The organism is Streptomyces sp. NPDC088794 (assembly GCF_044750545.1).
In the GTDB taxonomy this organism is placed as follows: Bacteria; Actinomycetota; Actinomycetes; order Streptomycetales; family Streptomycetaceae; genus Streptomyces.
Genome location: NZ_JBIVKB010000025.1, coordinates 21,116 through 47,059, shown reverse-complemented (window position 1 = coordinate 47,059; position 25,944 = coordinate 21,116). Strand labels below are relative to the sequence as shown.

The following is a 25,944-nucleotide window of genomic DNA, read 5'->3' as shown; positions in this document are numbered from 1 at the left end:
CCGCTGAGCCGTTGATCTGCTGACGGCAGAGCACCGTTCCGTCCCGCGGGCGAACCGGGCAGAGTCACCGGTATGAGACTTCTGGTGCTGGGTGGTACGGAGTTCGTGGGACGGGCCGTCGTCGAGGCGGCCCTCGGGCGCGGCTGGGACGTGACCGTCCTCAACCGGGGACGGCGGGTACCCACGGCCGGGGTGCGGTCACTGCGAGGTGACCGCACCGCCCCCGACGGGCTCGCCGCCCTCACGGAGGGCACGTGGGACGCCGTCGTCGACACCTGGTCGGCGGCGCCACGGGCGGTGCACGACGCGGCACAGCTGCTGCGGGGCCGCGTCGGCCGGTACGTCTACGTGTCGAGCTGCTCCGTGTACGACTGGGCCCCGTCGGCCGGGTACGCCGAGGACGCGCCGCTGGTCGAGGGCGCCGAGCCCGACGCGGACGCCACGGAGTACGCCCGCGACAAGCGGGGCGGCGAGCTCGCCGCCGTCGAGGCCTTCGGCGCGGACCACTCCGTGCTCGTCCGGGCCGGGCTGATCCTCGGCCCGTACGAGAACGTCGGACGGCTGCCGTGGTGGCTCGGCCGGATCGCCCGCGGCGGGCCGGTACTGGCGCCGGGGCCACGGGAGCTGCCGCTCCAGTACGTCGATGCCCGCGACCTCGCCGAGTGGTGCCTGGGCGCGGTGGAGCAGGGGCTGAGCGGGCCGTACAACCTGATCAGCGCGCCGGGGCACACGACGATGGGCGAGCTGCTGGAGGCGTGCGTCCGGGTCACCGGCGGTCCCGCCGAGCTGCGCTGGACCGCGCCGGAGGTGATCCTCGACGCCGGCGTCGAGCCGTGGACGCAGCTGCCGGTCTGGGTGCCACCGGGGTCCGACATGCACGACGCGCTGCACAGCGCGGACGTGTCGCGGGCGCTGGCGACGGGACTTTCGTGCCGTCCGGTCGGCGAGACCGTGGCGGACACCTGGGGGTGGCTGCGGTCGATCGGCGGGACGGTGCCCGTGCGGCCGGGCCGTACGCCCCCCGGGCTGGACCCGGAGGAGGAGGCGAAGGTGCTGGGACTGTCCGCTTCCTGAGTCACGCGCCGGTCCCTGAGCCGGGCCCCGGACGAAAAAGACGGGGTGGGGCTGGCACCACCCCCCTCCGGGTGGTTCGGCCCCGTGACCGGGGGCGGGGCGCTCGGCGAGACTGGCGGCATGGAGACCAAGAGCGGGAACAGCAGGGCGCGGTCGGTCGCGGTGGACGGGTTCAGGGCGCTCGCGCTGGCCGTCGTGTCGCTGGCCGGCTCGCTCACGCTGCTCGTCCTGTCGTTCGTGTCGAACCTGCTCATCGTGCTGGGCGTCGGAATCGTCACAACCCCCTGGGTACTGACCGGCGTGCGGGCCTTCGCGGACTGGCGGCGGGTGATGGCGGCCGAGTGGTGCGGGGTGCGGATCCCGCCGGCGTACCGGCCGCTCCCCGAGGGCGCGAACCCCTGGGCCCGCACCTTCGGGATGCTCCGCGATCCGGCGACCTGGCGGGACCTGCGCTGGCTGGTGGTGGACATGACCGCGGGATTCGTGACCGCGCTGCTGCCTGCGGTGCTGCTGCTGTACCCCTTCGAGGGCTTCGCGCTGGCGTTCGGGCTGTGGCGGGTCTTCACCGACGGCACGTACGTCGGCTGGTGGTACGGGTTCGTGCCGGTCAGCGGGCAGGCCTCCGCGCTGCTCGCGGGGCTGCTGGGCGCGGTCCTGCTGGTCGGTGCCTGGTTCCTCACCCCGGTCCTGCTGCGCTTCCACTTCCTGCTGACACGCTCCGTTCTCGCCTCCGGACAGGGTGAACTCGCCGAGCGGGTACGGGTGTTGACCGAGACGCGACGGGACGCCGTCGACACCTCCGCCGCCGAGCTGCGCCGGATCGAGCGCGACCTGCACGACGGCGCGCAGGCCCGGCTGATCGCCATGGGCATGGATCTCGGCACGATCGAGGCGCTGATCGAGAAGAACCCGGCGAAGGCACGGCAGTTGCTCGCGCAGGCCCGGCAGAACTCCGTGGACACCCTCGCCGAACTGCGCGACCTGGTGCACGGCATCCACCCGCCGGTGCTCGCCGAGCGCGGACTGGGCGACGCCGTACGGGCGTTGGCGCTGCGGCTGCCGGTGCCGACGGACGTCACCGTGGAGTTGGCGGGGCGGGCCGACGCGCCGGTGGAGTCGGCGGCGTACTTCGCGGTGAGCGAGATCCTCACCAACACGGTCAAGCACGCGGACGCCGAGCGCGTCTGGGTCGACCTGCACCACACCGACGGCATGCTGCGGATCACGGTCACCGACAACGGAAAGGGCGGCGCGGCGGTCGGCGCCGGCTCCGGACTGACCGGGGTCGAGCGGCGGCTGGGTACATTCGACGGCGTCCTGGCCGTCAGCTCTCCCGCGGGCGGTCCCACCATGGTGACCATGGAGATCCCTTGCGTGTTGTCCTAGCCGAAGACCTGTTCCTGCTGCGCGACGGTCTGGTCCGCATGCTGGAGGCGTACGACTTCGAGATCGCGGCGGCCGTCGAGACCGGCCCCGAGCTGGAGCGGGCGCTGGCCGAGCTGGCGCCGGACGTGGCCGTGGTCGACGTACGGCTGCCGCCCACGCACACCGACGAGGGGCTGCAATGCGCGCTGCGGGCCCGCCGGGACAGACCGGGGCTGCCGGTGCTTGTGCTGTCGCAGCACGTGGAGCAGCTGTACGCGCGGGAGCTGCTGGCCGACGGGACCGGCGGGGTCGGCTATCTGCTCAAGGACCGGGTGTTCGACGCGGAGCAGTTCATCGACGCGGTACGGCGGGTCGCGGCGGGCGGCACGGCGATGGACCCGCAGGTGATCCAGCAGCTGCTGTCCCGGCGGGCCGCCGACGACCGGCCGCTGGGGCGGCTGACACCGCGCGAGGTGGAGGTCCTCGAGCTGATGGCACAGGGCCGGTCCAACGCGGCGATCGCGGGTCAACTGGTCGTGACGGAGCGGGCGATCGCCAAACACACGTCCAACATCTTCACCAAGCTGGATCTCGAGGTCTCGGACGACGACAACCGGCGCGTACTGGCCGTACTGGCCTATCTCGACCACGGCCGCTGACCACTTCGGGTGAGGTCGCGGCAACTCCTCGTAGGGTCGCGGGAGTTGAAACCCGAGTTTCCCATCAACCTCTCATTAATTTGTGAGAGCGCTGAACACCTCGGAGGCCCCTTGCGTATCAAAGGGCGCCGCTTCACTCCTGTCGGGCGCCTTGATGCCCCGCCAAGCCCGCAAGGAAGTCAGAGGAGTTCCATGGGACGCAACAATCGCAAACGCCGTACGCCGCTGGCCACCAAGGCCATAGCCGCATCGGCGGCCCTAGCGCTCGGTGGGGGCGGGCTGATCTGGGCGAACTTCTACGCCTCGGCGCATGAGTCGAACAACTCCGGTCAGAACCAGACCAAGGCCGCCAACGCCTCGTCCGTGGCCACGATCTCCTGCCCGGATGTCGGCCAGAAGCTGACGAACGTGCCGCAGGCCGCGCGCAACGGCGTGGCGAAGGAGCTGGCGCTCCTCGACAAGCAGATCACCGAGGCCTACGCCCGGCTCGCTTCCACCCGGCAGGCGCAGGCAGGCGACGCGAACTTCGTGCAGAACGCGATCGTCGGCCCCCTCAAGGAGAAGCGGACCGCGACCCTCAACCGGATCCGGATCGACATCCAGCGGGTGGGCGGCCAGGTCGACGCGGCCGGGCTGAGCGCGCTCGCCGCCTGCACGACGCAGACCGCCAACCAGACCACCGCCGGTGGTGGCCGCGGCAACAACAACGGCCAGAACAACAACGGTCAGAACAACGGTGGCCAGAACAACAACGGCGGCCAGAACAACGGCGGCCAGGCCACGGCCGCGCCGAGCGCGAGTGCCAGCGCGCCCGCCAACATCGGCGGACAGGCCGGCAACGGTCCGGTGGCCGCGGACTTCGTGGACATCACGAAGGTCGCGAACAACGTCCTGGCGAAGCCGCAGCAGCAGCGCGCGGGCTCCACCGGCACGTTCACCGCCAAGTGCGGTGTGAACGCGAACAAGAACCACAACACCGACAACGTGATCGTGGCGCCCGGTGTGGCCAACGGCGCGCACCACCTGCACGACTACGTCGGCAACCAGAAGGTCAACGCCTTCTCCACCAACGACTCGATGGCGGCGGCGCCGACCTCCTGCCAGAACCAGAGCGACCTCTCGTCGTACTACTGGCCGGTCGTCCGTATCCAGGACGGTACGCAGGACTTCGACCAGAACGCGGACGGCGGTGGCAAGGAAGGCAACGTCGGCAAGATCCTGACCGCGCAGTCGGCCGAGATCAAGTACGTCGGCAGCCCGGCCAGCAAGGTCACCGCGATGCCGCAGTTCCTGCGCATCATCACCGGTGACGCCAAGACCACCACCAACGGTCTGGCCAACGCCAACGCGCACTGGAGCTGCACCGGCTTCGAGAACAAGGTGCAGCTGACGGAGCAGTACCCGATCTGCCCGCGCGGCAGCAACGTGGTGCGCCTCTTCGCCTTCCAGAGCTGCTGGGACGGCACGAACATCGACAGCGCCAACCACCGTACGCACGTGGCCTTCGCCGACAAGGCGAGCGGTGTCTGCCCGCCCGGATTCAAGGCGATCCCGCAGCTGACGATGAAGCTGGTCTACAAGATCAACCCGCCGGTCGTGCAGAACGGCCAGGTGAAGAACGCCTACGCGGTCGACGGCTTCCCGGAGCAGCTCCACAAGGCCGCCACCGACCACGACGACTTCATCGCGGTCTACAAGAACAACCTGGCGAACAAGATCGCCAACTGCATCAACCGCGGGCAGAAGTGCTAGTGGCGAAGTGACACCGGGAGACCGGTGACCGGTAACAGGTGAAGAAGCGGGCGGTGGGAGATTCTCCCACCGCCCGCTTCGCCGTTGTGTCCTGGTGTGCGCCGAGCCGTTCAGCTGGTGTGCTTGCTGTGGTCGGTGCCGATCTCCTCCTCGCCGCCCAGCGTGCCCTGCAGCGCCTTGACCGTCTTGTCCTCGCCGACGGCGACCCACTTGCGGCCGACGAGGTAGAAACCGCCGTAGTCCTTGGCGTCGTTGATCCACTCGCGCTGGCCGCGGTCGGTGGCGAAGGTGGCGAAGACGAACTTGCCGGCGGAGGTCTTGCAGATCGCCTGCCGGACCTCGTCGGAGTCGATCTGCATGTCGGGGGTGCACTTCGCCTTGGCGGCCAGGCTCTCCAGGCTGCCGGTGGCGGTGACCGGCACCTTGGCCGCCGCGTCACTGTCGCCGGATCCACAGCCCGCCAGCGCCAGGGTGGCCGCGGCGCCCGCCACGGCGAGCATCGGTCGGGTCAACCTCATCTGTTCCTCCGGTCGCTCTGCTGGCCCAGGGGCCCGTCCCCTTCGATACGGCTGTGAGGCGCGGTGCGCTCAAATCCAGTGTCGTCGTGGGTACGCCTGTGCGAACGTATGCCCCGTGAACCAAGACTGGGAAGATCGTGTGACCGCCGCCTGGGCAGGCTTCGACGACTATGCCGAGGAGGAGGCCGCCGATTTCCGGGCCGTGATCGACGCCCTCGCCGCCGAGCTGCCGGACGGCAGCCCGCTGGGCCCCTTCGAGCGGGCCTGCGCCTGGGACTCCACGGGCCACTCGGACCAGGCGGTGCCACTGTACCGGGAGGCCCTGGCGGGCGGTCTGAGCGAGGCCAGCCAGTACAAGGGCCGGCGCGCCAAGATCCAACTCTCCAGTTCGCTGCGGAACATCGGCCAGGCCGAGGAGGGCGTCAAACTGCTGACCCCCGAACTGGACGCGCCCTCCGACGAGTTGGACGACGCCGTACGGGGCTGTCTCGCGCTGTGCCTGTCCAGCCTCGGCCGCGACCGCGAGGGCCTCTCGCTGGTCCTGGGCGCACTGGCCCCCCATCTGCCGCGCTACCAGCGGTCGATGGCGAACTACGCGCGGGCCCTGGTCGAACCGGAGGCGTAGCGGCCGTCGTCCGACTCGACCCCTGGTCACCCGGGCGGCGGTGACCAACCCACGATTCGCTCGTTTTGCTGAACGTGCAGCCACAGGATGTCGCCCCGCGCCCCGCAGCCTCCTCCGCCGACCCGGTCGTCGATGTCGAGCAGGCCGAGGCCGCGCTCGTCGAGCACTACCCGCGCCTGGTCCGGCTCGCCTATCTGGTGCTGCCGCCGAGCCTGGGCCGCAACCGGCGCGTGGTGACCGCGCACTCCCTCGCCCAGCGCGCGCTGCCCCGGGGCCGGGCGTCGGCCGCCGCGGTGATCCCGGCCCAGTCCAAGGGCCGGGACGGCGATCCCGGGTACGCCTTCGTCCGCCTCCAGGTGCTGCGCACGGCGCTGGAGGCCGGGCAGCCGCTGCGGTTCACGGCACTGCCCAAGCGGTCCCAGCTGCCGCCGCTGCTCCCCCAGGTGTGGGGCCTGCGGCTGTTCCCGCGCTCGGGCGGCGCCGACGAGCTCACCCTGGACCAGCGGCTGTCCGCCCTGTCCGGACCGGCCCGCGCCGCCTATGTGCTGCGCGGCCTGGAGCGCCTGCCCGACGGTGACGTCACCAAGGCCCTGTCCGCCGCCGGGGTCGCCGACCCCGCGGCCGCCCTGCGCGAGGCCGACGAGGTGCCGGCGCAGTACGCGCTGCTCGGCTCGCCCGAGTTCGACCCCTGCGCGCTGCACGCCCGGCCCACCGACCTGATGCGCCGCCGCCAGCACGGCAAGGCCGCCCTGGCCGCCGCTGCGGCGCTCGCCGTGTGCGGGGCGCTGCTCGGCCTGCCCGGCGACGGCTGGGCCCCCGACGGCGCCGCTGCGCCCGTGTACGCGCAGAACCCGGCCGCCGAGGCCGCCCTCGACCCGGCCAAGCTCACCAGGGTCGCGCCCACCGCCTGGGAGTCCGCCGCGCGCACCGACTTCTCCGTGTGGCCCGCCCGCGGCGACCTCACCGGCGACAAGGCACTCCTGCGCCGCGCCCTCGCCGTCTGGGCCCGCCCCGGCGAGAGCGTCCAGGTCTCCGCGACCCCGGGCACCCCGTCCGGCGGCCCGGCAGGACCGCCCCAGCTGCTGTACGCGGGGACCGTGGACAGCGCGCACGTGGTGATCCTCTACGACGGTCTGCGCATCGCCCGCTACGCGGAGCCGGCCGACGGCACCAAGGGCGCCGCCCTCGACTTCGCGCGCGTGGACGGCGCCGACCGCACCGAGGCGAGCGCGCTGGTGCTGGGCCGCGCCGACGGCAACGTGCGCTATCTGACGGCGCCCTGGGTGACGAAGGCCGTCGAGCGGGACCTGATGAAGCCGAACGCGGGCGCGATGGACCTCGACCTGGCCAAGGGCATCACGGCCCCGATGGCCGGCGCGGCCCAGCAGACCGGCGCCTGCACCTCGTGGAACGTGCTCCAGCTGACCGACGCCACCGGCACCCGGCTGCTGACCGACCTCGGCGAGCTGATCCCGGCCCACCTCACCACCGGCCGCCCCGGCTCGACCAAGGAGGCCTCCGGCGCCGAGGCGCTGCGCACCTGGGCGCCGTACGCCTGCTCGCTGGGCGCGGTGCGCTCGGCGGGGGTGCGCAGCGTCAACGCGTGGGCCTACGCCGACCAGTCGCTGCCCGACGCGAGCGGGACCGCTCACTGGGTGTGCACGCGCGCGGAGACCTGGCGGGGCGGCGGCACGCGCGTGCTGGCGCAGTTCCAGACACCGGGCGGTACGTACGGGGCGGTCGCGGCGAAGGCCGAGAACGTGGCGGCGTGCGGGCCGAAGGACCCGAACGTGCTGGCCGGGGTGCTCTGGAAGTCGGAGGCGGGCGGCTGGTACCTGCTCGCGGCCGGCAGCCGGGGCACTTCGTCGATCAGCGCGACGGGCGGCATCAAGGCAACCGCCCAGGGCGGGCAGCTGGCGGCCAGGACCCAGCAGGGGGCGCAGGCCGAGCTCAAGGGGACCCTGGCGGACGGGCGGACGATCAGCGGGCTGCGGTAGGAGGCTGCCGAGGAGCTGCCGGAGGGCCGGCCGGCAGCCCTAGCTGACACTCGCGTCAACAAGTCCTCGCACAAGGGTTCCTCTGGGACTTACTCGTCAGTACATTGACGCCATGTCTAACACGCCGCTCAAGGCCCGGAACGTGTCGTTCTCCTGGGAGGACACGCCCCTGCACTGGGTGCCGGGCGATCCCTACACCACGCACACCATCAACGTGCTGCATCTGCTGCTGCCGGCCGGTGAGCGGTGGTTCGTGCATGTGTACAAGCAGGTGCTGCCCTACATCCGGGACGAGCGGCTGCGCGAGGACGTCATCGGGTTCATCGGGCAGGAGGCGATGCACTCGCAGGCGCACGACGAGGTGCTGCCCCATCTGCGGGAGCAGGGGCTCGATCCGACGCCGTACACCGCGCAGGTCGACTGGCTCTTCGAGAAGATGCTGGGCGACCGGACGCTGCCGCCGGGCCGCGCCCGCAAGTGGTGGCTCCTCGAGCGGGTCGCGATCATCGCGGCGATAGAGCACTACACCGCGTTCCTCGGCGACTGGGTGCTGAACGCCGAGGAGTTGGACCGGCGCGGCGCCGACCCGACCATGCTGGACCTGCTGCGCTGGCACGGCGCGGAGGAGGTCGAGCACCGGTCCGTCGCCTTCGACCTGTTCATGCACGTCGACGGGGACTACCGGCGCCGGGCGCGGACCTGGGCCACGGCGTTCGGGGCGCTGGTGTTCCTGTGGCAGCGCGGGATCCGCTTCTTCATGGCGAACGACCCGACCCTCGTCGACGGCAGGGCCTCCTTCAAGGAGTTCTACCGGTGCGGCAGGCGCGGCACCCTGCCCGCGACCGGGGACGTGCTGCGGTCCGTACCGCGCTATCTCAGCCGCGCCTACCACCCCTCCCAGGAGGGCTCCACCGAGCAGGCGCTCGCCTATCTGGCCTCCTCCCCCGCGGCCACGGCGGCCGAGAAGAGGGCCGTGTGATGCCGAAGCCGCTCGGTGTCGTGGTCGTCGCGGGGACCGCCCTGCTCGTGCGGCGGGCGATGCGCCGCCGGATCCAGGCCTCGCCGCTGTGGCCGATGCCCGCGCTGGAGCGGCCGGTCTCCGGGCAGCCGCGTTCGCGGGTGCTCAGGCTGCTGGTGGCCGGGCACGAGACGGTGGCCGACGGGGTCGTGCAACTGCGCCTGGAAGGACGGGACTTGCCGCGGTGGGAGCCGGGCGCGCATCTCGATCTGGTGCTGCCGTCCGGGCTGGTACGGCAGTACTCGCTGTGTGGTGATCCGGCGGACACCTCGTCGTACACGGTCGCCACCCGGCTGGTCGAGGACGGGCGGGGCGGTTCGCGCGAGGTGCACGAACAGGTCCGGGAGGGCATGGAGTTGGAGGTGCGGGGGCCGCGGAACCGCTTCCCGCTCGTCGACGCCCCGGCCCATGTCTTCGTGGCCGGCGGCATCGGGATCACGCCCGTGCTGCCGATGCTGCGGGCGCTCGGGGACGGTACCGAGTGGCGGTTGCTGTACTGCGGGCGGACGCGTGCCTCGATGCCGTTCCTGGCCGAGATCGAGAAGCTGGGCGGGGGCGGCCGGGTGACCGTCGTCGCCGAGGACGAGGCCGGACTGCCGGATCTGGACGGGCTGTTGGCGGAGGCCCCCGAGGACGCGGCCGTCTACTGCTGCGGTCCCGAGGGGCTGATGGCGGCCGTGGCCGAGCGGATCCCGCGGGTCCACCTGGAGCGCTTCGCACCCCGCGTCTCCAGTGACGGCAACAGCGAGTTCGAGGTCGAACTCCGGCGCAGCGGACGGACGTTGACCGTTCCCGCCGACTCGACCGTGCTGGCCGCCGTGCGCGCCGAGCTGCCCGACACGGCGTACTCCTGCGCCCAGGGATTCTGCGGAACCTGTCAACAGCGGGTACTGGAAGGGGAGGTGGACCATCGGGACGAGTTGCTGACGGACCCGGAGCGGGCCGACTCGATGCTCATCTGCGTGTCGCGTGCGCGAAGTGATCGTCTCGTGTTGGATATGTGAGCACGCCCGGCCGGACCGGCCCGTTCCCGGCTGGATCCGATCGGTAAGGTGTTCGCATGACTACCGGGGTACGCCGCAGAATGGGAGTCGAGGAGCGGCGGCAGCAGTTGATCGGCGTCGCCCTCGAACTGTTCAGCCAACGCTCGCCCGACGATGTGTCCATCGACGAGATAGCGTCGGCCGCGGGCATCTCGCGCCCGCTCGTCTATCACTACTTCCCCGGCAAACTCAGCCTGTACGAGGCCGCGTTGAAGCGGGCCTCGGAGGATCTGGCGGCCCGTTTCGCCGAACCGCAGGAGGGTCCGCTCGGCAACCGGCTGCTGCGGGTGATGCGCCGCTTCTTCGACTTCGTCGACGACCACGGGCCGGGCTTCTCGGCGTTGATGCGCGGCGGTCCGGCGGTCGGTTCGTCGGCGACGAACGCGCTCGTCGACTCCGTACGGCAGTCCGCGTACGAGCAGATCCTGTCGCATCTGGGCGTCGAGGAGCCGCCCGCGCGGCTGGAACTGGTCGTCCGCTCCTGGATCTCGCTCGCCGAGTCGACCGCGCTGATCTGGCTGGACGGCCGGCGCATTCCGCGCGGTGAGCTGGAGGCGCAGCTCGTGCACGACTTCGCGGCGCTGGCCGCGGTGAGCGCGGCCTACGACGAGGAAATGGCCACGCTGGTACGCGAGATGGCGCTGGGCGAGCCGGCCGACAGCCCCTTCACGGAGCTGGCCACCCGGCTCATCGCCCTTGCCTCCTGAGCCCGCTCAGCGCTCGAACTTGCGGTAGGACGCGTCGAGTTCGCGTACCTCGGCGGAGGCGTGCAGCACGAACCCGTCGTCCTCGATGTACTTGCGCAGCAGCTCGAGGACGGCTTCCGTCAGCTTCGCCTTGGTCTCGTCGGTGCGCCCGGCGAGCAGGCCGATGGTGACGTGGATGACCGCGTGCCCGGCGTCCAGCGGGTCCTCGTAGCCGAACGCGGTGACGGTGCTCTCGCGGAACTGCGTCTTGCACGCCTCGGGCTTGGCGGCCGCGATCTCGACCGTCGCGGTGTGCAGGTCGCGGGCGAATCCCTCCTGGTCGAAGAAGAGGGCGGCCGAGTGGTCGACGGTGATCTGCGGCATGGGTACTCCCCGTTCTAAGGTGTCGGACCCACCTTATTTCGTCAGGCGCAGGGCGAGCATGGCGATGTCGTCATCGCGGTCGTGGCCGAAGGAGGCCAGCAGGGTGTCGCAGAGGGCGTCCAGGCCGGGCAGGGCGCCGGTGGCGGTGGCCCGCAGCTGTTCCATCGAGACCTCGAGGTCGACTCCCCGGGTCTCGATCAGCCCGTCGGTGACCATGAGGAGCCGGTCGCCGCGCTCCAGGAACAGCTCGGTGGGCGTCGGATGGGGCAGGCCCAGACCGAGGAGCGGTCCTGAGGCCTTGGCGTACTCGGCGCTGCCGCTGTCCCGCAGGATCAGCGGCGGGATGTGCCCCGCGTTGGCGATCCGGATCCGCCCGGTGCCGGGGTCGAGTTGGACCAGGCAGACGGTGGTCGTGAGTTCGGGGTGGTAGCGGCGCAGCATCCGGTCCAGGCGCTCGGCGAGGACGCCGGGGTCGCTCTCCTCGACGCAGTAGGCGCGCAGCGCGTGCCGTATCTCGACCATGACGGTGGCCGCGTCCAGCGAGTGCCCGACGACGTCGCCGACCGCGGCGAGCACACCGTCGTCCAGGCGCAGCGCGGCGTAGAAGTCGCCGCCGATCTCGGTCTCCCGGGAGGCGGGCACGTACCGCACGGAGACGTCGACGCCCGGCAGGTCGGGCAGCTTGTGCGGGCGGGGCAGGAAGCTGTGCTGGAGGGTGAGGGCGACATGCCGCTCGACCTGGTACATGAGCAGCGGTTCGGCGGCCAGCGCGGTGGCCTGGGCGAGCTGGGCCAGCAGGGCCTCGCCCTCGGGACCCAGGCGGCGCATCCCGCGCGCGGGGGCGGCGAGGCAGACCGGGGCCCGGCCGTCCTGGGTGAGGACCAGTGCGATCCGTGCGTCGTGCTGCACACCTGGCCGGAAGAAGCCGGTGGGCCACAGCGGCGCGGGCACGGTGGTCAGCTGGAGGTCTGACTGGCCCCGGGTGAGCCGGCGCAGCAGCGTGGACACGGCCCGGTGGGCGCCCTCGTCGGGCAGCGCGACGGCGGTGCGGTCCCGCGACAGGCCGCGGTAGAGCCGGTCGTCCTGGTCGAGGACGAAGACGGCGGCCGGGGTGCCGGTCAGCCGGGCCGCGCCGTCGGCCGCCGCGTCGGCGAGTTCCTGCGGGGTGCGCGCCGACTGGATGGCGACGATCGTCTCCGACTGGAGGGTCAGCCGCCGCACCAGCGCCTGGTTGTCGGCCCGCAGCCGGGCGGAGCGCACGGCGGCCCGGACCACCGCCTCGATCTCCTCGGGCTCGGCGGGCACCGTCAGATACGCCTCGTCGCCGGTGTCGAGGCCCTGGCAGCGGACGGCCGGGGCCACGAGCGCGGCCGAGAAGTGCACGACGGGAATGCCCGCCGTGTACGGCTGCTCCTTGAAGCGGCGGCACAGCTCGAAGCCGCTCATGTCCGGCAGGCCCACGTCCACCAGGGCCACATCGGGCAGGGTGCCCTTGCGCTGCCGTTCCGCCAGTTCGTCGAGGGCCTCGCCGCCGCTGGCCACCGCGACGACCCGATGGCCGGCCCGGCTCAGCACCGAGCCCATGGCATACCGGCTGGCGGCCACATCGTCCACGACCATGACCGTCGTACCTGTCGGCTTCTCGTCGACGTCCATCTGCCCCGCCCTGGACCCTCACCGTGGGGCAGACCCGGGTTCAAGGTCTGCCCCACCAAGGTAATGCCCTTATCGCGGGCTGCGGGAGAATACGGTCACGGTTCGGGCAGGAACTGTGAACGTGCCCGATTCCCGCTCGTACCTGGCGGACTTCACCACCGCGTCCGCCCCCGCCGCCTGCACCGGATGCAGCCGGTAGCCGGTGCCGGCCAGCGCGCCGACCCGCTGCTCCTGCTCCTTCGGCGTCGCGTTGAACACGACCACGAGATCACCGAGTTCCATGGTGATCACGCCGGGCGTCTCGTCCTTCCCGGACAGCGGGAAGGAGAGCTTCGCGCGCACCTGTCCGGCCGTGTCGAGCGAGAAGACGGGCTCCGTCGTACGGATCTTCAGCAGATCCCGGTACGCGGCCGAGGCGCCCTCGATCTGCGCGCACCCGACCTCGACCGTGCTCAACAGAGGCTTCGCGTACGGCCACTTGGACGCGTTGTCGGCCGCCGGCGGCAGCCCCCGTCCGAAGCCGTTGCCGTCCGCGCAGTTCCAGTGGATGGCGTTGAACCAGTCCCCGCTGTCGAAGGAGTTGCGGTCCAGGGACTTGGAGCGCAGCAGGTCGGTGCCGGCCTGGGACAGGGCCGGGCCCTGCGAGAGGGTGGCCGTCGCCATCGCCAGGACCTGCATACGGGCCCGGTCGGCGGCGCTCGTCGAGGCGGGCAACTTGTAGGTCAGGGCGTCGAAGAGGGACTCGTTGTCGTGCGCGTCGGCGTAGGCGAGGGCGTCGCCGGGGGCGTCCGCGTACCCGGCGGGCTGTCCGTTGTAGTCGACCTCGGCGCCGGTGACCTCCTTGCCGTCGGTGTCGGTGAAGGTGAAGGCCTTCAGGTTGCCGGACAGGCCGACCTTGATCAGGTCCTGGTAGTGCAGCAGCCGGGCCTTCTGTTCGGCCGAAGTGCCGTTGCTGGTGGACGAGTTGGGGTCGGTGTAGAGCCCGGACGCAAAACCCTGGACGCCCGGGTCCTCGTCGAAGGGCCCGCCGCCGCGCACCGCGTCACGGGCCCGGTCGGAGAAGGTGGCGATGCCGGTGCCGGCCATGTTCTTCTGGGTGGCCTGCACGAAGCGGGCGTCGTCGGCGACCTCGCCGAAGTTCCAGCCCTCGCCGTAGAGGATGATCTTCTTGCCGTCGACGCCATCCTTGGCGAGGGTCAGCGCGTCCAACGCCTTGCGCACGGCGAGGATGTTGGCCTTGGGCTGATGCCCCATCAGGTCGAAGCGGAAGCCGTCGACCTTGTACTCCCTGGCCCAGGTGACGATCGAGTCGACGACCAGTTTGCCCATCATGGCGTTCTCGGTCGCGGTGTTGGCGCAGCACGTGCTGTTCGCGACCGAGCCGTCGGCCAGCAGCCGCTGGTAGTAGCCCGGCACGACCTTGTCCAGGACGCTGGTGTCCGCCTGTCCGGCCGCCGCCGTGTGGTTGTAGACGACGTCCATGACGACCCGCAGACCGTCCTCGTTCAGCGACTTGACCATCTGCCGGAACTGCACGGTACGGGCCGTGCCGTCCGGGTCGGTGGCGTAGGAGCCCTCGGGGACCGTGTAGTGGTACGGGTCGTAGCCCCAGTTGTAGGCGTCCGTCGCGGCCGACTTCGCCACGCACGCCTGCTGCTGGTCGGAGTCGGCGGGGTAGGAGGCCAGGTCGCAGTCGGGGCTCGCCTGGTCCGCCTTCCTCTCGGGGATGGTGGCGATGTCGAAGGCGGGCAGCAGATGCACGTACGACGTGCCCGCGTGCGCCAGCTCGCGCAGGTGCTTCGAGCCGTCGCTGCCCTTGTCGGTGAAGGCCAGATAGCTGCCCCGGTCCTTCGCCGGCACGGTCGCGTCCGCGACGGAGAAGTCCCGGACGTGCAGCTCCTGGATCTGGGCGTCCTTCAGCGGTACGGCCTTGGGCTTGGTGTACGTCGACCAGCCGCCCGGCGCCAGGGACCTGTCGGCCAGGTCGACGACGAGGCTGCGCTCGGAGTTCGCGGTGAGGGCGACCGAGTAGGGGTCGGTGACCTTGTTGGTGACGACCTGCCGGACGGTCGGCGCCCACACCTTCACGACGTACCGATAGGGCTTGTTCTTCCAGGACTTGGGGCCGGTCACGGACCAGACGCCGGTGGCGTTGTCACGCTTCATCGTCTTCACCGAGCCGTCGAGCTCCAGCGCCACGCTCTGCGCGGTCGGCGCCCAAACGGCCAGCGTGGGACGGCCGTTGTGGAAGGTCGGGCCCAACTCGGCCTTCGTGGCGGCCGGGTAGAGGTCGTCCAGTAGGCCCGCGATCTGCACGCCGGTCGCCGCCAACACGGCCCCGTTCGCGGCGCGTTGGGAGGCCACGAGTTGGCCGTCTAGGGCACCGCGCACCCGGTCGCGGTCACGCGGATCCACCGACCAGGCCGTGTAGTCCTTCAGATGCGGGAACCTGGCCTTCTGGGCGTCGGTGAGGGTGGTCTTCGTCAGCCGCAGCCAGCGCTCGTCGTCGCTGGTCAGCGTCCCGTCCCGGACGGCGATCGAGCCGTCGTGGGAGTACAGGAGCTGGGTGGAGGCGGCCGCGTCGGAGCCGTTCCAGGCGACCGTGTCCCGGTCGATCCAGACCGCCTTGGAGGTGGTCAGGTCGAGGGCGGCCGCCGAGCCCGCCGGCTGGGGCAGGAGGTACTTCTCCTGGCCGTTCAGGAGCCACACCTCATGGCCGTCGGACTTGAGGTCCAGCGACTGGTCGGTGGGCAGGTCCTTCTCGTCGCCCTTGTGGAGGATGTAACTGAGGCTGGTGGCACCGGCGTTGAGCGGCACCTCGAAGACAGCGCCATAGGCGTCAGTCTTCACCGGCTTGAGCGGGCTCGACCAGTCGGTGGGGTTCGCGGCGCCCGTCCAGACGTGCAGGCCCCAGCCGTCGTAGTTCCCGTCGGTGCGGTGGTAGTGCAGGACCGCCTTGGTCGTGTCCTGCGCCGGGTAGTCGGGGCGCGTGGTGCGAACGGTCTCCTTGCCCTGCTCGATCCAGACCTCGCCGGTCTTGGTGACGTCGATCGAGCGGTCGGCGGAGACGTCCTTGTTGCCGTCCTTGTCGATGACGAGGAAGCCGACGTTCGAGGCGCCGGGCTTCAACTTGACGTAGGCGAAGGCCCCGTAGGCGTCCCGGCCGACGAACGGGTGACTGTCCGGCCAGTTCGTCGCCTCACCGTCGGCGAGGTCGCCCCAGGCGTACAGGCCCCAGTCGGCGTAGTCGCCGTCGGTGCGCTGGTAGTGGACGACCGCGTAGTCGCGGGAGGAGGCGGAGGGGACCTCTTCGACGGGCGGGGTGCCGGAGACGGAGGCGGCCGTCGCGCTCGCCGTGCGTCCGGTCGAGTCGACGACAACCGCCTTGTAGCGCAAGGCGGTTCCGACCGGTACGTCCTTGCCCACGGCCTGGGTGACCTTGTACGGGGCGTGGTCGGCGGAGCCGAGCGTGCGCCACTTCCCGTTGCCGGTCTGGGCGGCGAAGACGACCCGGTTGAGACCGCCGCCGGTGACGTCGGCGGAGACCTCGACCGTGCCGGTGGCACCGGTGTCGGGGGCCTTGAGAGTGATCGTCGGCGCGGTGGCCGGCTTGGCGGGCCTGCCGGCCGCCTTGAGGACGATCGCGGAGCCGGCCGGGACGGTGACCGTGATCTGCCGGTCGGCGCCGGAGGTGACGGTGGCCGAAGTGCCGTAGATCCCACGGAAGTTCATGGCCGCCGAGCCGGTCGCGAAGGTGGCCGACTTCGCCTCGCCGGCGTTGTTGAAGGCGACGACGTACTCGGTCCTGTCGGCACCGGAACCCGTGGCGTTGCGGGAGAAGGCGTAGATCCCCGAGCCGTCGGCCGCGTAGCGCTCGGTCTGGACGCCGTCGGTGAGCGCGGGGTTGGCCTTGCGCAGTTTGCTGAGAGCGCTGATCTGCTCGTAGAGCGGTGCGCTCGTGTCGTACGCGTCGCTCGCGTGGGTGCGGTCGGTGCCTATCTCGTCGTCGTCGAGGTAGTCGGCGACCTTCGAGGCGAACATCGTCTGGCGGGCGTCCTTGTCGCCGCCGGAGCCTGTGAAGCCCTGCTCGTCGCCGTAGTAGACGACCGGGTTGCCGCGGCTGAGGAACATCAGCTCGTTGGCGAGCCTGTCCTTGGCCAGGATCTCGGCGTCGGTGGCCTGCGGGTTGTCCTGCTCGAGGAAGTACCCGACGCGGCCCATGTCGTGGTTGCCGAGGAAGGTCACCTGCTCGTAGGCGTTGGCCTTGTCGGTCGTGTACTTGTAGTCGTCGCCGAAGACCGACGCCAGCTTCCGCGCGCTGCCGCCCTGGGAGGCGTAGGAGCGGGCCGCGTCCTGGAAGGGGAAGTCGAGGGTGGCGTCGAGGCGGCCCTGGGTGACGTACGGCGAAGTGATCGACGTGTCGGCGGAGTAGACCTCGCCGAACATGAAGAAGTCCTTACGGCCGTGCTGGGCCGCGTAGGTGTCGAGCGCGGTCGCCCACTGCGTCCAGAACTCCATGTTCACGTGCTTCACGGTGTCGATCCGGAAGCCGTCGACGCCGAAGTCCCGTACCCAGCGCTGGTAGATCTTCTCCATGCCGCTGACGACCTCGGGCCGCTCGGTCCACAGGTCGTCGAGGCCGGAGAAGTCGCCGTAGGTGGCGTTCTCGCCGGCGTAGGTCGAGTCGCCGCGGTTGTGGTACATCGTCGGGTCGTTCAGCCAGGACGGGACCTTGACGTCCTTCTTGGCGGCGGGGACGGTCGGCGTCCGCGGGAAGGAGTCGGCGTCCACGGCGGGGAACTCCCGCTTCCCATCGGCGTAGTCGGCGTCGTCGAAGGGCTCGCCGTCCTTGGTCAGGTACGGGAAGGCGCCCTTGGAGAGGTAGTCGTAGGACTTCTCCTCGTAGTCGACGACGTCCGCCGTGTGGTTGGTGATGACGTCGAAGAAGACCTTCATGCCCTTGGCGTGCGCCTTGGATATGAGGGTCGTCAGGTCCTGGTTGGTGCCGAAGTGCGGGTCGACCCGGGTGAAGTCGGTGATCCAGTAGCCGTGGTAGCCGGCGGACGCGTCACTGCCGGTGCCCTGCACGGGCTGGTTCTTGAAGATCGGGGCCATCCAGATGGCGGTGGTGCCCAGGCCCTTGATGTAGTCGAGCTTGTTCGTCAGGCCCTTGAGGTCGCCGCCCTGGTAGAAGCCCTTGTCGGTGGGGTCGTAGCCGGTGCTGAGGCGTGAACCCGTAAGGCCGCCCCGGTCGTTGGCCGTGTCGCCGTTGGCGAAGCGGTCCGGCATGACGAAGTAGAACTGCTCGCGGGTGTCGTCGTGCCGGGCGGGCTCGGCGGCCAGCTTCGCGTCGGACGGGGGTGCGGGCGGGGTCCCGGCGTGGGCGGCGAGCGGCTGCACCAGCGCGAGGGCGAGGGCAGCGACGGCGACGGCCGCGACGCGTCTGACATGGATCACCGGTGTGAACTCCTTGCGATGACGACTCTGTCGGGTCCGACCCCGGCGCGACCGTATCGCTGGCGCAAGGGTTGCAGCAATAGTCGTGAAAGCAACGGAAAGAACTTTCAGATCCCGGTGGTCGATTCTCCTGCGAACTTCTCCGAACAAAACCGCCGCACCGCGCATCGGACCTTGTGTACGGGAACAGAGGAACGAGCAGGAGTGGAGCACCATCACCATGAACGAGCACCCGAACGCCGCCGACCGGACCACCACCGACCGGCCCGGCACCGCCAAGCACCGCGCCGAGCGCAGGTTCGGCCGCCCGGTGCTGGCCGTGGCCGCCGTCGCAGGGCTGGGGCTCGCGGCCTGGGCCGGTACCGCACAGGCCGCGACCCCTGGCGCCACCAGCGCCGCGAAGGCCACGCCGACCTGCTCCGCCGCCGCCCTCAAGGCCTCCTTCGGCAAGCGGCTCGCCGGCGGGATGAACCACCAGGGTGTCGTCATCACGCTGCGCAACCTCAGCGGGAAGACCTGCGCGCTGCGCGGCTACCCGGGCCTGGGCCTGGAGAACTCCGCGCACAAGAAGCTGACCACCCACACCCACTGGGGCAACACGTGGTACGCGCACAACCCCGGCAAGAAGACCCTCGTCCTCAAGGACGGCCAGAGCGCCGAGGCCGTCCTGGCCTGGACCCACGCCAACACCGGCACCTCGGGGGCGACGCGCGCCTCCTTCCTGGAGATCACCCCGCCCGCCGCGACCCAGCACAAGACGCTGGCCTTCCCCCAGTGGGTCGACCACGCCGACCTCTCCGTCACCGCGCTGGCCAGGCACATCAACGTCAGCTCCTGACCTGGCACAGCGCGGAACACGACGGCGTCAGCAGGACGTCTTGCCCACGTAGATCGCCAGTGCCGTGTTGGAGCCCAGGGTGGCGGTGAACTGCCCGGCGGAGTTCACCGTCACCGTCGTGTTGTTCTGCACGTTGCAGTACGTGCCCGCCGCGAGCGACGTCTGGTAGGTGCGGGACAGGCTGCTCGACTCGTGGTTGAGGGCCACATAGCCCTTGCTGCCGCGCCCGAAGGCGATGGCGTCGTTGCCGTTGTCCCACCAGTCCGTCATGGCCTGTCCGCGGGTGGTGTTGCGGAAGGCGACCATGGACTTGATCTCCGGCCAGGCGTGCTGACACTTCCAGCCGTCCTGCCAACAGGCCGTCACCGAGCCGCCGTTGGGCGGTCCGGCGTCCGCGTTGGACCACTCGTAGCCGGAGTTGATGTCCGGGGCGCCGTAGGGATAGGCGAGCATGAAGACGTTGGCCAGCGTGTAGTTGGCGCCGTCCTTGTAGTTGAGTGTGGAGCCGTTGCGCTCGGTGTCGTGGTTGTCGACGAAGACACCGGCGACCGAGCTGCTCAAGTACCCCCAGCCCTCGCCGTAGTTCTTCAGGTAGGCGAGGTTCTCGTTGTTGAAGACCCGCTTGAGGTCGTAGGCGTACCGGAACTCCTGCACGTCACCGTTGCCCGTGTACTCGGTGGGCTGGACGGCCTCCCCGCTGCCGTAGATGACCTCCTGCTTCCAGTACGCGGAGGGGTTGGTCAGCCGGGACTTGATGTTCGCCAGGTCGGCGGTGTCGATGTGCTTGGCCGCGTCGATGCGGAAGCCGTCGACACCGAGCGTGAGCAGGTCGTTCAGGTACCCGGCGATCGCCGACCGGACGTAGTCCTCACCGGTGTCCAGGTCGGCCAGGCCCACGAGTTCGCAGTGCTGCACGTTCCAGCGGTCCTGGTAGTTCGAGACCTGGGAGGTGCAGTCGTCGAAGTCGTAGGAGGAGTACAGGCCGGGGTAGTTGTACTTCGTGTACGACGACCCGCCCGTGCCGGTGCCGCTGCCCGCCGACATGTGGTTGATGACGGTGTCGGCGACCACCTTCACCCCGGCCGCGTGGCAGGTGCTGACCATGTTCTGGAAGGCCGTGCGGTCACCGAGCCGGCCCGCGATCCTGTACGACACCGGCTGGTACGACGTCCACCACTGCGAGCCCTGTATGTGCTCGGCGGGCGGGGAGACCTGGACGTAGCCGTAGCCGGCCGGGCCCAGGGTGTTGGTGCACTCCTTGGCGACCGAGGCGAAGTTCCACTCGAAGAGGACGGCGGTGACGTCCTTGGTGCCGGGCGGCGAGGCCTGTGCGGGCGTCGGGGTCATGACAAGGGAGAGCGAGAGGGGGAGAGCCGCGGCCGTGAGGGCGAGGCCTCCGGAGAGGGTTCTGCGTGCCATGCGGGGGCTCCTTCACCATTGAAGGTTCTTGCTGAAAACTTTCAACTACCTTGCGGTGACGGAGATGTTAAAGGCCCGCCGCCCAAAAGGGCAGCGGGCCGTGTGAAGTTGCTGCAAGAAATTACGGCGTCGTGGTCCACCACACCGTCGTGTCGGCGGGCACCTTCGCCTCGCCGTCCGCCTCGGTGATCTCCCCGCTGGCGAGCAGGACCCGCCCGTGCGCCGGAGTCGTCACGGACTCCCCACTGGTGTTCGCGACACACACGAACTCACCGCGCCGGAAGGCCAGTACGCCCTCGGGCGCCCGCAGCCACTCCACCGAGCCGCCCGCGCCGAGGTCGGGCTGGGTGCGCCGGGCGGCCAGCGCGGCCCGGTACAGCTCCAGGGTCGAACCGGCGGTCCCGGTCTGCGCCTCGATGCTCAACTCCCCCCAGCCGTCGGGCTGCGGCAGCCAGCTGCCCCCGTCGCCGAAGCCGTACGACGAGCCCTCGCGCGTCCACGGGATCGGCACCCGGCAGCCGTCACGGAAGCCGTCCTGGCCCGCGCCCCGGAAGTACGCCGGGTCCTGGCGGACCTCGTCCGGCAGGTCGACGACGTCCGGCAGGCCGAGCTCCTCGCCCTGGTAGACGTAGGCGGAGCCGGGCAGGGCGAGCATCAGCAGGGTGGCGGCGCGGGCCCTGCGCAGGCCCAGCTCCCGGTCCCCGGCCGTGCGGATCTGGGTGCCGAGGCCGGGCGGGTTGGCGAAGCGGGTGGCGTGCCGGGTGACGTCGTGGTTGGACAGCACCCAGGTGGCGGGGGCGCCGACGGGACGCATGGCCTCCAGCGTCCGGTCGATGACCGTGCGCAACTCCTTCGCGTCCCATTCGGTGCTCAGGTACTGGAAGTTGAAGGCCTGGTGGAGTTCGTCGGGGCGGACGTAGTTCGCGGTGCGCTCTACGGTCGGGGTCCACGCCTCGGCGACGAAGACGCGCTCTCCGGCGTACTCGTCGAGGACCGTGCGCCACTGCCGGTAGATCTCGTGCACGCCGTCCTGGTCGAAGAACGGCATGACATCGTTGCCCAGCAGCTTCAGCTGGTCGTGCGAGCCGAGGTCGGGCAGACCCGGCGCCTTGACCAGGCCGTGGGCCACGTCGATGCGGAAACCGTCGACGCCCATGTCGAGCCAGAAGCGCAGGATGGAGCGGAACTCGTCGCCGACGGCGGGGTGTTCCCAGTTGAAGTCGGGCTGCTCGGGGGCGAAGAGGTGGAGGTACCACTCGCCCGGGGTGCCGTCCGGTTCGGTGACCCGCGTCCAGGCCGGGCCGCCGAAGATGGACTCCCAGTCGTTGGGCGGGAGTTCGCCGTTCTCGCCCTTGCCGGGGCGGAAGTGGTAGCGGTCGCGCGACGGTGAACCGGGGCCCTCCGCCAGTGCCCGCTTGAACCACTCGTACTGGTCGGAGGAGTGGTTGGGCACGAGGTCGACGATGATCCGCAGCCCCAGTCCGTGGGCGTCCCGGATCAGCGCGTCCGCGTCGAGCAGGTTGCCGAACATCGGGTCCACGGCCCGGTAGTCGGCGACGTCGTAGCCGGCGTCGGCCTGCGGGGAGGCGTAGAAGGGGCTGAGCCACACGGCGTCCACGCCGAGGTCACGCAGGTACGGGAGTCGGGAACGTACGCCTTCCAGGTCGCCCATGCCGTCGCCGTTGCTGTCGGCGAAGCTGCGCGGATAGACCTGGTAGATCACCGCGTCTCTCCACCAGTCGCTGCGCGTGGCCTTGGCGGAGTTGGATGCCGGGGCGATGACGTCGTGCTGCTGGGTCATGGCGTCCTTGGTACGTGACGGGGTTCTGGTCATGGGGAGTTGGAGACGAGGCGGCCATGGTGTCAGCGGGGTCGGATGGACACCGTGGCCGCCTCAGTTTTTGGGTGCGGCGCCGTCGTGGCTGGTCGCGCAGTTCCCCGCGCCCCTTAAAGCTAAAAGACGGGGCGTCGGCGGACCCTGCTATCCCTTTGTGCCGCCGGCCGTCAGGCCGGTCACCAGGTTCTTCTGGACGAGGTAGAAGAACGCCGACACCGGTATCGCGATCAACACCGCCGTCGCCGCCATGAGGTTGCGTTGGGCGTCGTGTTCGCTGACGAAGCTCTGGAGGCCGACGGCGAGGGTGTACTTCTGGTCGTCCAGCATGAACGTCGTGGCGAAGGCGACCTCGCCGAAGGCGGTGATGAAGCTGTAGAACGCGGCGACCGCCAGACCCGGCTTGGCGAGCGGCAGGATCAGTCGCGCGAACGTGCCGAAGGGGCTCAGCCCGTCGACACGTCCGGCCTCGTCGATCTCGAACGGGATGGTGTCGAAGTACCCCTTGAGGAGCCAGGCGCAGTACGGCACCGCGGTCGAGCAGTAGACGAGGATCAACCCGAGGTAGCTGTCGATGAGTTGCAGGTCGGCCAGGATCTGGTACATCGGCACCATGAGGACGGCCACCGGGAACATCTGGGTGACCAGCAGCACCCACATGAACTTCCGGTAGCCCGGGAAGCGCATCCGGGACACGGCGTAGCCGGTGGTCGCGGCGACGAAGACGCCGAGCAGCGTGGTGCCGAGCGAGACGATCAGCGAACTCTTCAGCCAGTCGAAGAAGTTGGTGTGCTGGAGGACGAACGAGTAGTTGTCGAACGTCATCTTGGACCAGATGCCGCCGGGGTGCAGATAGTCGTCCTTGTCCGGGCCCAGCGACAGGAACACCAGCCAGGCGACCGGGAACAGCGCGACGACGCTCGCGCCGAGCAGGATGCCGTGGGAGGCGAGGGCGCCGGCGCGGCTGTTCTCGCCGCGGCGCCTGGTGCGGACCGGGGCCGGCGGCGCGACGGTGGCGGGGGTCTCGACAGTGGTCGTACTCATGGAAGCTCCCGCCTCAGATCGCGAGTTGCTGGTCGTTGCGGCTGAGCCAGCGGCGGTAGAAGGAGGTGAAGACGATCAGGATGGCCAGCAGCAGGATGCCGTAGGCGGCGGACTGCGCGAAGTCGCGCGGCTGTTGGCCGAAGCCGAGGTAGTAGGCCCAGGTGACCAGGATCTGCGCGTCGGGCGCGGTGTTGCCGAACAGCAGGAAGATGACGGCGAACTGGTTGAAGGTCCAGATGATGCCGAGGAGTACGACGGTGGAGCTGACGGACCTCAGGCCCGGCAGGGTGACGTACCGGAAGCGCTGCCAGGCGGTGGCGCCGTCCATCTCGGCGGCCTCGTACAGGGTGCCGTCGATGGACTGGAGGCCGCCGAGCAGGGAGACCATCATGAACGGCACCCCGCACCAGGTGTTGACCATGATGGCGGCGAACCGCTGCCAGAAGGTGTCCTCCAGCCAGGCGGGACTCGGCAGGTGCAGTGCGTCCAGGGCGGTGTTGATGATGCCGCCGTCCGCGAGCATGAACCGCCAGCCGAAGACGGTGACGAAGGTCGGCACGGCCCACGGGAGTACGAGGACCAGCCGGTAAAGGGTGCGCCCGCGCAGCTTCTGGTTGAGCAGCAGGGCCAGGCCCAGGCCGATCGTGTAGTGCAGGGCGACGCAGAGCGCGGTCCAGACGATCGTCCAGATGAAGTGCGACCAGAAGCGGTCGTAGGACGTCGGGCCGAACAGGATGTCCTTGTAGTTGTCGAGCCCGATGAACTTGTAGGTGGCGTCGATGTGGTTGACGCCGATCGTGCGCGCGGTGTTGAGGCTGTTGGCGTCGGTGAGGGTCAGGTAGAGGCCGTACACCAGGGGGTAGAGCACGAGGACGCCGAGCACGATCGCCACCGGGGCGATCATCGCGTACGCGTACCAGTACTTCTGGTAGCTGCGCCTGAAGCGCCCGTCCCGCGGCGCGCGGTCACCGCGGCGCTTGCCGGTCGCGCGGTCGATGGCGACTGTCATGGGTCAACACCTTCTGAAAGACAGGCCGGTGACCGCCGGATCGCTCCCCCGGTGCTGACAGGGCGATCCGACGGTCACGCGGGGCTCACTTGCTGAAGTCCGGCACCAGCTTGGCGATGGCCAGTTCAGCGTTGCTCAGGCCCTTGTCCAGGGACTCCTTGCCGCCGGCGATCTTCGGCAGCTCGGTGTCCAGCGGGGTCCACAGGGAGCTGTACTCCGGGAGCGCGGGCCGCGGTTGGGCGGCGGGCAGCACGGTCTGGAAGCCGGCGATGCCCGGGTCGGCCTTGACCTCGGCGGTGTAGGCGTCGTCGCGGGTGGGCAGCGTGGAGTTCTTCAGGGCGATCTGCGACTGGGACTTGGCGGAGGTCATGAAGTTGACGAACTTCAGGGCCGCCTTCTGGTGCTTGGCGTCCGAGCCGGCGTAGACCGACAGGTTGTGGCCGCCGGTCGGGGCGCCCGCCTTGCCGGTGGAGCCGGCCGGGACGGTGGCGATGCCGAGGTTGGCCCTGTCCTTGAAGGCGCTGCCCTTGTAGAAGTTCGTGATCTCCCACGGGCCCTGGATGATCGCGGCGACCTTGCCGTTGACGAACGCGTCCTGGATGTGGGCGTAGGCGTCTGCGGTGGTGTCGGCCTTGTGCAGGCCCTTGCCGGAGAACAGCCCCTGCCAGGTGCCGTACGCCTTCTTCGCGGCGGCCGAGTCGACGGTGATCTTCTTGGCGGCGGCGTCGACGGTGTCGGTGCCCTCGCCGTAGAGGAAGCTCTGCGCGTAGTAGGCCTGGGTGGAACCCCAGTAACCGTCCACGCCCGTCTTGGACTTGATGGTGGCGGCGGCGGTCTTGAGGTCGTCCCACGTCTTGGGGGCCTCGATGCCCGCCTTCGCGAAGAGGGCCTTGTTGTAGACCAGCGCGAGGGTGTCGGTGACCAGCGGGACGCCGTAGGTCTTGCCGTCGAACTGCGCCTGCGTGATCAGGTTGGACTGGAACTTGGCCTGGTCCGCGAGGGCTTCGGTGCCGTCCAGCGGCAGGAAGTAGCCCTTCTTCGCGAAGGCGGGGGTCCAGCCGACCTCGGAGCGCAGCACGTCCGGGGCGCCCGTGGCGCCGGCGGCGGTGTCGAACTTGTTCTGCGCCTGGTCGAACGGGACGTTGACGTACTTGACCTTGATGTCCTTGTTGGCGGCCTCGAACTGCTTCACCAAGGCCTGGTAAGTAGGCGCCTCGTTGGTGGCGTTGGAGGTGTCCCACCAGGTGATGGTGACCGGGCCGTCCGCCTTGTCACCGCTGTCGCTCCCGCCGCACGCCGTCGCCGCGAGAGCGAGGGACGCCATCAGCGCGGTGGCCGCTATGCCACGCCGCATGAGTTCTCCTTGAGGGTGAAAGCCCGTGTGGTGCTGCCGACTGCGCCGTTGCGGCGGCCGGGCGATTGGGAACGTAACAGCGTTGCAAGGAAGACGAAAGACCTTGCAGCAAAAAATTGCAAGACGGCCGGAGAGTTACCCGCACGTGATCAGACCTTGATCCCCTGAAGGCACCTATTGAAGGGGGTGAGCGGGTCGGGGACACTTGTGCA

19 protein-coding genes are annotated in these 25,944 nt (G+C 70.0%); 10 read left to right on the top strand and 9 right to left on the bottom strand.

Annotated features, from left to right (window positions below; all coding sequences use genetic code 11):
- Positions 1 to 72 precede the first annotated feature (72 nt).
- The 4 genes from ACIP6U_RS45070 (at position 73) to ACIP6U_RS45055 (ending at position 4,850) form a co-directional block, all read left to right on the top strand.
- Positions 73 to 1,074: an SDR family oxidoreductase gene (locus ACIP6U_RS45070; protein WP_401728979.1), complete on the top strand. Its 1,002-nt coding sequence runs from the start codon at positions 73 to 75 to the stop codon at positions 1,072 to 1,074.
- 120 nt (positions 1,075 to 1,194) lie between these two features.
- Positions 1,195 to 2,460, top strand: coding sequence for a sensor histidine kinase (locus ACIP6U_RS45065; protein ID WP_401728977.1), 1,266 nt, complete (start codon positions 1,195 to 1,197; stop codon positions 2,458 to 2,460).
- Positions 2,445 to 3,098 carry a response regulator transcription factor gene (locus ACIP6U_RS45060; protein ID WP_124004146.1) on the top strand — a complete coding sequence of 218 codons (654 nt, stop codon included), beginning with the start codon at positions 2,445 to 2,447 and terminating at the stop codon, positions 3,096 to 3,098. Before ACIP6U_RS45065 ends, ACIP6U_RS45060 begins: the two co-directional genes overlap by 16 nt.
- A gap of 192 nt (positions 3,099 to 3,290) precedes the next feature.
- The gene (locus tag ACIP6U_RS45055; RefSeq protein ID WP_401728976.1) at positions 3,291 to 4,850 is read left to right on the top strand and encodes a DUF1996 domain-containing protein; all 1,560 of its coding nucleotides are present in this window, start codon (positions 3,291 to 3,293) and stop codon (positions 4,848 to 4,850) included.
- A 110-nt stretch (positions 4,851 to 4,960) separates the two neighbouring features.
- On the opposite strand, the gene ACIP6U_RS45050 is transcribed toward ACIP6U_RS45055, so the two are convergent.
- Entirely contained in the window at positions 4,961 to 5,368 is a 408-nt protein-coding gene (locus ACIP6U_RS45050; RefSeq protein WP_401728975.1) for a hypothetical protein, read from the bottom strand.
- A gap of 115 nt (positions 5,369 to 5,483) precedes the next feature.
- Between ACIP6U_RS45050 and ACIP6U_RS45045 the strand changes: the two genes are divergently transcribed.
- From ACIP6U_RS45045 to ACIP6U_RS45025, 5 genes are all read left to right on the top strand, one after another.
- Positions 5,484 to 5,993 carry a tetratricopeptide repeat protein gene (locus ACIP6U_RS45045; protein ID WP_401728974.1) on the top strand — a complete coding sequence of 170 codons (510 nt, stop codon included), beginning with the start codon at positions 5,484 to 5,486 and terminating at the stop codon, positions 5,991 to 5,993.
- Between the two features lie 74 nt (positions 5,994 to 6,067).
- On the top strand, positions 6,068 to 7,990 hold the full coding sequence (locus ACIP6U_RS45040; protein WP_401728973.1) for a hypothetical protein: 1,923 nt from the start codon (positions 6,068 to 6,070) through the stop codon (positions 7,988 to 7,990).
- Between the two features lie 112 nt (positions 7,991 to 8,102).
- Positions 8,103 to 8,969 (top strand): metal-dependent hydrolase, encoded by an 867-nt coding sequence (locus tag ACIP6U_RS45035; protein WP_401728972.1) that lies wholly within the window; start codon positions 8,103 to 8,105, stop codon positions 8,967 to 8,969.
- The gene (locus tag ACIP6U_RS45030) at positions 8,969 to 10,012 is read left to right on the top strand and encodes a PDR/VanB family oxidoreductase (protein WP_401728971.1); all 1,044 of its coding nucleotides are present in this window, start codon (positions 8,969 to 8,971) and stop codon (positions 10,010 to 10,012) included. The genes ACIP6U_RS45035 and ACIP6U_RS45030 overlap by 1 nt, the downstream gene beginning before the upstream one ends.
- Before the next feature lie 56 nt (positions 10,013 to 10,068).
- Positions 10,069 to 10,758, top strand: coding sequence for a TetR/AcrR family transcriptional regulator (locus ACIP6U_RS45025; RefSeq protein WP_401728968.1), 690 nt, complete (start codon positions 10,069 to 10,071; stop codon positions 10,756 to 10,758).
- A 6-nt stretch (positions 10,759 to 10,764) separates the two neighbouring features.
- Here ACIP6U_RS45025 and ACIP6U_RS45020 read toward each other — a convergent pair whose 3' ends face one another.
- From ACIP6U_RS45020 to pulA, 3 genes are all read right to left on the bottom strand, one after another.
- Positions 10,765 to 11,121 (bottom strand): 5-carboxymethyl-2-hydroxymuconate Delta-isomerase, encoded by a 357-nt coding sequence (locus ACIP6U_RS45020; RefSeq protein ID WP_401728966.1) that lies wholly within the window; start codon positions 11,119 to 11,121, stop codon positions 10,765 to 10,767.
- 33 nt (positions 11,122 to 11,154) lie between these two features.
- Positions 11,155 to 12,777 carry a SpoIIE family protein phosphatase gene (locus ACIP6U_RS45015; RefSeq protein WP_401728964.1) on the bottom strand — a complete coding sequence of 541 codons (1,623 nt, stop codon included), beginning with the start codon at positions 12,775 to 12,777 and terminating at the stop codon, positions 11,155 to 11,157.
- 69 nt (positions 12,778 to 12,846) lie between these two features.
- Positions 12,847 to 18,234, bottom strand: coding sequence for a pullulanase-type alpha-1,6-glucosidase (gene pulA / locus ACIP6U_RS45010; protein WP_401728963.1), 5,388 nt, complete (start codon positions 18,232 to 18,234; stop codon positions 12,847 to 12,849).
- Between the two features lie 220 nt (positions 18,235 to 18,454).
- Between pulA and ACIP6U_RS45005 the strand changes: the two genes are divergently transcribed.
- Positions 18,455 to 19,072 (top strand): DUF4232 domain-containing protein, encoded by a 618-nt coding sequence (locus tag ACIP6U_RS45005; protein ID WP_401728961.1) that lies wholly within the window; start codon positions 18,455 to 18,457, stop codon positions 19,070 to 19,072.
- 27 nt (positions 19,073 to 19,099) lie between these two features.
- Here ACIP6U_RS45005 and ACIP6U_RS45000 read toward each other — a convergent pair whose 3' ends face one another.
- From ACIP6U_RS45000 to ACIP6U_RS44980, 5 genes are all read right to left on the bottom strand, one after another.
- Positions 19,100 to 20,491, bottom strand: coding sequence for an alpha-amylase family protein (locus ACIP6U_RS45000; protein WP_401728959.1), 1,392 nt, complete (start codon positions 20,489 to 20,491; stop codon positions 19,100 to 19,102).
- A gap of 121 nt (positions 20,492 to 20,612) precedes the next feature.
- Positions 20,613 to 22,292, bottom strand: coding sequence for a glycoside hydrolase family 13 protein (locus ACIP6U_RS44995; protein ID WP_401728958.1), 1,680 nt, complete (start codon positions 22,290 to 22,292; stop codon positions 20,613 to 20,615).
- 180 nt (positions 22,293 to 22,472) lie between these two features.
- A complete protein-coding gene (locus ACIP6U_RS44990; RefSeq protein ID WP_401728956.1) occupies positions 22,473 to 23,369 on the bottom strand; it encodes a sugar ABC transporter permease in 897 nt (298 codons plus the stop codon).
- 13 nt (positions 23,370 to 23,382) lie between these two features.
- Positions 23,383 to 24,378: a carbohydrate ABC transporter permease gene (locus ACIP6U_RS44985; protein ID WP_401728954.1), complete on the bottom strand. Its 996-nt coding sequence runs from the start codon at positions 24,376 to 24,378 to the stop codon at positions 23,383 to 23,385.
- Positions 24,379 to 24,463: 85 nt separating this feature from the next.
- Positions 24,464 to 25,732: an extracellular solute-binding protein gene (locus tag ACIP6U_RS44980; protein WP_401728953.1), complete on the bottom strand. Its 1,269-nt coding sequence runs from the start codon at positions 25,730 to 25,732 to the stop codon at positions 24,464 to 24,466.
- Between the last annotated feature and the right edge of the window lie 212 nt (positions 25,733 to 25,944).